Origin of the sequence: Stieleria sp., from assembly GCF_041595215.1 — a bacterium.
GTDB lineage: Bacteria > Planctomycetota > Planctomycetia > Pirellulales > Pirellulaceae > Stieleria > Stieleria magnilauensis.
The window spans coordinates 1-6,701 of sequence record NZ_JBFHKV010000410.1; the positions used below are offsets into that span (position 1 = coordinate 1).

A 6,701-nucleotide genomic window follows, 5' to 3' on the forward strand; every position below is an offset into this window, starting at 1 on the left:
AGGCGAACGCCAGCCCCAACGCCCCGACCCGAACGCGGACGCCCTGTTTTTCAACGCTCGTCACGGCAAGCCTCTTGAACACTCTCGTCTCCTGAGTCGGTTGATGGGGCACGCTGTCGCCTGCTGGCACGCTGGGAATCCTCGCGACCCCATACCATTTAGTCGACCGGCGGTCCATTAAAAAGGCGTGGCGAAGCTATGGATCTGCATGCCCTTTGGGCAAAAAGCGACTTGTGCCGATGCCAATGCCCAGGGGGAGAGTGGCGAAAACCCTTTCTGATCAACGACTAAAATCCTGCACGACCTCTACGCGATGCGGTGGACACCTGCGTGCAATCGGATTGGAAGGTGTGGCGAGCTTCCCACCCGTCGGCCGGCAACGCGTTTGGCAAGCTGGAAGCTTACCCCACTTGGTGCTACGGCAGTCGGCGGAAGCGATTGGTTTGGGCGTCCACGTCGTTGGTCCCTTGTTGTTCGACTGGGATGGCCTTGTCCGTGATGCCGGTGAACAAGCAGCCGGAGATTTGGCCGAACGGGACGGAATCGACGAGGATGCCGGCGCGCGACAGACGTGCAAAGCTGCAACCATGGATGTTCACTCCGTCACAGCGATGCAGCTGTAGGGCGGCTGGATGCTCGAGGACTTCACCACCGTAGTGCTCGCCGTTGAGGGTTACGTCCTGGCAGTCTTCCAAGATCACGCCGAGCTTGGCCTTGGACCCGTCGCCATAGTGATAGCGGGGGTTGCGATCGTACAGGTTTCCGGTCATGACGACCTGTCGGCAATTTTTTGCGATGACATTGGCGGTGTAACCTTTCCACATCGTGTTGCCGGTGATCGTGATGCCTCGCACACCGGTGATGTCGATGTTCGTCTGGACATCCGAGAGCACGTTGTCGGCGATGGTAATGTTTCCGGTGCGGCGTTCGTCGGTGAAGGGGCGCTCGTTGGACCAGCCGTTGATACGGATGTTTGCCGAATCGGGGGCATCATGTGTGTGCTGGATGGTGCAGCCGACGATGGCGACTTCGCCGACGGAGGTGTCGGTGGAATCCAGCAAGACGTTTGCGGTGGGCGTGGACGACGCATCGCCCATGTTGCCTTCGATGTCACAGGTTCCAATTTGCAAGTTTCGGATCTCGCTTCCTGTCGAAACGACGCCGCCTCCGGCGTTGTAGCTGATGTGGCAATTGGCGATGTTGATTTGGTGCAGATTCAACCGATCCAAGAACACTCCGATGCCGGCGTTCTCGTACAGGTGGCACTCGGACAGCGTGACGTTGCGATTGCGTCCGGTCAGGTGGATGGCATGCTTGGCTTGACGGACGACGACACGAGTGAGTGTCAGTTGCATGGTTCCGTCGGCTTCGATTCCACAGGCGTCTGGATGACCGCCCAGGATCTCGATGCCGTCGACCATCGGCGTTCGCTGTCGATCCCACACGTTCGGCTTGACCGTCGGCGGGCTGGCGGTTCCGCCGTGGGTTCCGACGAACCGAAATGCGGGGCCAGCCGCTTCCATTTTGAACTGTGCGACGCCCTCTCCGGACAAGCTGGTCCAGCCGACGCGGTCCAAATCAATCGTGATCGTTTTGGTGAGCCGATAGACTCCACGCCCGAACTCGATCGAACCGGTTTTCGCATCCACGGCGGCTTGGATCGCCGCGGTGTCATCGGCAATGCCATCGCCGACCAGACCCGCCGGGGTCGCCGCATGGAGGGTGAAACCCGTCAGTGTGAGGGTCAGGATGAACGAGCCGAACAAGGTCGTGGTTGAGGGCATCAAAGGATCCGGGGAACACTTGGGGCGATTATGAAGGTTGACGTGGCCATCCGAACGTCGACGCGGGGAGCCTGGGGGGCAGCGTTGGGGCGACAGGAAATCCCGTCCTATCTTTTTGAGCCGAGCATCGCCGGCGAAACGTTTCGCATACCAATCCGTTTGTGGGATCGACGGACGAGGAACCGGAGCATTGAATCCGGACGGCAAACTTGATGCTTTACCGACGACGGCAAGCGTCCCTGCGTGTCCGCCGGCTGATTAACAAGGGCGTCAGCATCAGGGTCGCGACCGCGGCGGAAGGTTCGGGGATCGCGATCGGGTTGCCATTTAACACGCGAAAGTTGCTGAACATGGCATCCGCATTCCCACCACCCCAGGCGTTCAACGTCGGCGGGTCGTCGCTACGGATGAAGAAGCTTGGCATCAAGCCGTCGCCGGACCACTGGTTTTGAATTCCGGCGTAGGTGTGGGACAGCGTTGGAGCGGTCGCGCCGAGGCCTGTCGCGGCTCCGACGATCACGTCGCCGCTGGACGCTTGATAGGCGACGAACAGCGTGCCCAGTGCAGACGAGGGGGGCGGCAATGGGTTTCCGCCGAGCGGCACAGCGGATTGGTCGACGTCGTTGACCCGTGCTGCACCGACAAACGAGAGAAACGGCGCGCCATCGGAGGTTCCCATGGTGACGCCCGCCGAATTCATGCCGTCGCCGTCTTCGCCGATCCCGAAACCGAGGCCGAGGAATCCCGACGGACTGTTGGAGAAGGTCCAGGCGTAATCGATCGCCAGTGAGAAGTCGGCGTCGGGACTGAAGTAAAACCCGCTCGTCGAAGTTTGCGGTGTCGATCCGTTGACACTTTGATAGCCGATGTCGGTTCCGGCGGGAATCGCGACGTCGCCGGCCGAAAGCGTGGCGGAGGTGCCCAGGGCCGTCGCGCTGAATCCGGGATGCGCGGGGTCCTCCACGAGCGACCAAGTGCCAAAGTCCGTTACGTCGGCCTGGGCGATTACGCCCGAAGCGAGATGCAGGGCCAGTATCAGTGCGATTCGAAAAACGTTCATCGAGGTGATGGTCCGTGGAGGCGGGCGGCAGTCGGAATCAATAGCCTAATCAGAACATCGACGTGCATCGAGTCCATCCTCCGTTGGACCGGCTAGGCAAACCTGAAAGAACCAGCTGCTCGACTCGGTTCAACTCGGTATGCTGAGATCAGTGCCGCTTGCCCGGTCGCGATCACTATTCCGCCTCGTCCCGTGTTGCAGATCCATGAACCAAACGCTCGCCACAATTCTTGCTCTTTGTCTGGTCGTGTTGGTCGGCTGCCGGAAACAGACCGCGGTAGACGAAGTTTCGCTCAGCGAAAGCGGCGTCGTGGTCACCGACCGTGACCTGACAAGCCTTGCCGGCCAGTGGCCCCAGTGGCGTGGGCCCGGCGGGGACGGCGTGGCGGACGACCAACCGTTGCCGACGACCTGGGACGATTCGACGAACGTGGCCTGGAAAAGCGAGGTTCCGGGGCGCGGTCACTGCAGCCCGATTGTCATCGGTGACCTGGTCGTTGTCGGTTCCGCGATCGATTCCCGATCGGAACAAGTCGTCGTCGCCTATGATCGCGACACCGGCGACCAACGCTGGCAAACGACGGTCCACAAGGGCGGGTTTCCAGGCCGTGGGGAGGTCCACCAAAAGGCCACCAACGCCAACGGCACGCTTGCGACCGACGGCAACCTGCTCGTGACCGCGCACCTGAACAGCGAACGTGTTTTTGTCACGGCATTGGATCTGGAAGGCAACCAGATTTGGCAGCGAGACATCGGCGCGTTCGCATCCAAGTTCGGCTACGCCCCGTCGCCCGTCCTGTACAAGTCGTTGGTCATCGTCGCGGCGGATAATTTTGGCGGCGGCTATTTGGTGGCCATGGACGTGCAGACCGGCGAAATCGCGTGGCGAAAAAAACGCGGCAGCGCAAGCTCCTATTCCAGTCCCCGCGTCGCGACCGTTGGCGGAGTGGACCAAGTGCTGATCACCGGCGGCGATCGATTGGCCAGCTACGATCCGGCAACGGGCGAGACGTTGTGGGAAACCGAGTGCATCGCCGAAGCAACTTGTGGAACCGTGGTGACGACGCAGGATCGAATCATTGCTTCCGGCGGATTCCCCGAGAACGAAACCGTTTGCCTGTCCGGCAAAGGCGAGCGAATCTGGTCGGACCGCACGAGAGTCTATGAGCCATCATTGATCACCGACGGACAGCATGTCTTTTCCGTCGACGACGATGGGATCGCGCGGTGCTGGTCGGTCGAGGACGGAGCGATCCGGTGGAAGAAACGTTTGGGCGGAAATTTCAGCGGTTCACCCGTGCTGTGCAACGGAAACGTTTACGTCGCCGATCTATCCGGCAACTGTTACGTGTTCGAAGCGTCGGGCGAAAAGTTCGTGCAGATCGCCAAGAACCGACTCGGCGACGATTGCTACGCCAGTCCGGCCATCGCCGACGGATCACTCTACTTTCGTGTCGGAATCGGCGACGGCGGTGGACGCAAGGAACAACTCGTGCGGGTCGCGATGGCAGAATGATCCGGAGCAGAATGATGAAGCGGAGCACCGCTGCCGCTCATCATTCTGCCGTTTTCTCGGTCTTCAAACGCGACTCAGCCAGTTCATGAATCGTGCCTTGGATCACCCGTCCGAACGATCGTCCCGATTCGCCACGCAATTTGTACGCGATTTGGATCGTCCACGTGGGCTCGATGGAGGGAATGACCAACTGGACCGTCTTGCCGTCGTCACTGACATCGACCGAGGTGACGTCTAGCGTTTGCTCATTGAAGCGGTCGGACCCATAGTTGGCCGTCCGCTTCAGGTCCCATGTTTCGACGAGATAGTTGTTCGGATCGGCGGCGGCATTGCGATCGACGTGATCGGAGAAGGTCAGCGTGAGACGGTTTGGGTTGGCGTGGATTTGGGTCGGCAGGTGCATCGGTTTGCCGGTCGCCCGAATCCGGTACAGCCCGCCGGGGCTGGCCGTTTGGCTGCTGCCCCAGGCCGTCATGCCGCAGACATACAGGTGCCCGTCACGATGGAAGCGGCCGCGCATCACGCCGGTCTCAAATTCGGGAAGCGGCAACCGACACATTCCGCCCTGCCACTGGCCATTGATCTGTTCATGCGGCACGACGAAGACTTTGCCGTAGCCGTAGGACAGGCTCAACAGCCGACCATCGAGGTCACCCCATTTCTGACTTTCGACCCAGAGCAGTTCCGCGGGTGAGCGATCGAAGGACTTGTTGGGCCAACAGAGCGGTTGCTGCATCGCCGAATCCCGCGTGTCATCGGGTGCACCGTAGCTGTACATGTTGCCGTAGAATCCGCCTTCGACGACACGATTGATTCGGTTCATCGGCGTCCAGTGGCCTTCTTGGTCGGTGACAAAGAACGATCCGTCGGGGTTGAGGCAGACACCGTTGGCGGCTCGAAACCCGTTGGCCAGAATCGTCGTCTGGTTCCCGTCGGCGCTGACTTTCAATAGCGTCCCGTGTTGTGGGATCAGCGAGTCTTGCGCGTGGCGGGCGCTCTTGGCATAGTACAAGTTGCCCTCGTCGTCGGCTTGAAGCCCCATCGCGAACTCATGAAAGTGCTCGGTGACTTGATGGTCCTGGTTGAAACATTCATAGAAATCGGTTTCCCCGTCGCCGTTGAGGTCACGGAGGACAACGATTTGATCGCGGCAGCCGACAAAAATTCTGCCGTCGACGATCTTGATGCCCAGCGGGTGAAACAGCCCCGATGCGATTCGGCGCCACTGCAGCGATCCGCCGGGCCGGCCGATGCCGTTGATGATCCAGACATCGCCGTCGCAGCAACAGGCGACCATTGAATTGCCATCGGGAAAGAAATCGAGTCCCGACATCCGCAGTCGGCTCTTCCACGGGTTCTTCGTCGGGCGTGTCAGTTCGTCGACGGCGAAGGGACCGTCGTCCCCGCCGGTCTCGGGCTCCGTCGTCAGCGTCTGCGGCCATTGGGCCGGACCGCCACGGGTCAGTGGCCGCAAGTCTTCCGGCACGCCCGAAAACTTGAAGGACGGCTTCATTCCACGATGCGCAACGTGCAGCTCCAAATCAACGGGCGTGCTTTCCGCAGGGATTTTCAGGATGGTCAGCCCGTCGACGTCTTCCGTTTTCAACGCCTTGGGACCATGGATGGCGACGGCGACGGTGTCTTGGGGAGCGATTCGGATCGCCAGATCGTGTGACGACTTTTCGATGTTCAAGACGCGTACCCAGGTGACGGGAACGTCGAACGGTCCCGGTCCCTGTTCTTCCGTAACGCGGTGCGACTCCAGCACCGCTGCGTCGCCGACGGTGTAGGACAACACGACGCGGTTGCCGTGCTTGTACAAGCCCTCGTAATCCATCCACGACTTTGGAAACGGGCCGTACGCCTGCCCGTCGCGTGCAAGCTGCCGTGTGTCGTCGAACGAACCGGTCAACGGATCGGCCCAGCCCGGGCCCGGCAGGTTTTGGAAATGCAGCTCACCGACCGTCCGCGGTGATCGCCAGTGTTTTCCGTCCAGCAGGATGCCTTCCCAATCGATGACCCCGGTTCCCATCCAGGCACCCGCGACCCGCATCGTGTCATGTTCAAACGCCAGGAAGTGTGAGCCGCGGGCAACGCCGCCCGGTGTTGCATCAAGCTGTATCGCGATGCCCTTGTAAGCAAAATTGGTTTCCGGCGGCCACGTCCGTTCGGCGGGGCGATTCTCACGCCGACCCCGCTGACGGTCTTCGTCGGTGACCTCCGGTCGTGGCTTGGAAAATTCACTCGCGATTTCATAGGTCCGCGTCAGGAACGGTCCATAGTCCATCTCGCTCCAAGGGCGATGGCGGACCGGTGCAGGTCCACGAAGTCGGCCTGGAGG

Annotated in this window: 4 protein-coding genes; 1 reads left to right on the forward strand and 3 read right to left on the reverse strand. The window is 60.8% G+C overall.

Annotated features, from left to right (window positions below; all coding sequences use genetic code 11):
• Positions 1–416: 416 nt before the first annotated feature.
• Positions 417–1,784, reverse strand: coding sequence for a right-handed parallel beta-helix repeat-containing protein (locus ABX749_RS16530; protein WP_372896940.1), 1,368 nt, complete (start codon positions 1,782–1,784; stop codon positions 417–419).
• A 217-nt stretch (positions 1,785–2,001) separates the two neighbouring features.
• Complete coding sequence (locus ABX749_RS16535) at positions 2,002–2,844, reverse strand: hypothetical protein (RefSeq protein WP_372896941.1); 843 nt, start codon at positions 2,842–2,844, stop codon at positions 2,002–2,004.
• Positions 2,845–3,049: 205 nt separating this feature from the next.
• Here ABX749_RS16535 and ABX749_RS16540 point away from each other — a divergent pair, with 205 nt between their 5' ends.
• Complete coding sequence (locus ABX749_RS16540) at positions 3,050–4,360, forward strand: PQQ-binding-like beta-propeller repeat protein (RefSeq protein ID WP_372896942.1); 1,311 nt, start codon at positions 3,050–3,052, stop codon at positions 4,358–4,360.
• Positions 4,361–4,400: 40 nt separating this feature from the next.
• Here the strand turns inward: ABX749_RS16540 and ABX749_RS16545 are convergent.
• A partial coding sequence (locus ABX749_RS16545) for a DUF6797 domain-containing protein (RefSeq protein ID WP_372896943.1) occupies positions 4,401–6,701 on the reverse strand: 2,301 nt, incomplete at its 5' end.

Coding starts and splice junctions, on each gene's coding strand:
- ABX749_RS16540 (WP_372896942.1), top strand. CDS start 3,050: ATGAACCAAACGCTCGCCACAATTCTTGCTCTTTGTCTGGTCGTGTTG.
- ABX749_RS16530 (WP_372896940.1), bottom strand. CDS start 1,784: ATGCCCTCAACCACGACCTTGTTCGGCTCGTTCATCCTGACCCTCACA.
- ABX749_RS16535 (WP_372896941.1), bottom strand. CDS start 2,844: ATGAACGTTTTTCGAATCGCACTGATACTGGCCCTGCATCTCGCTTCG.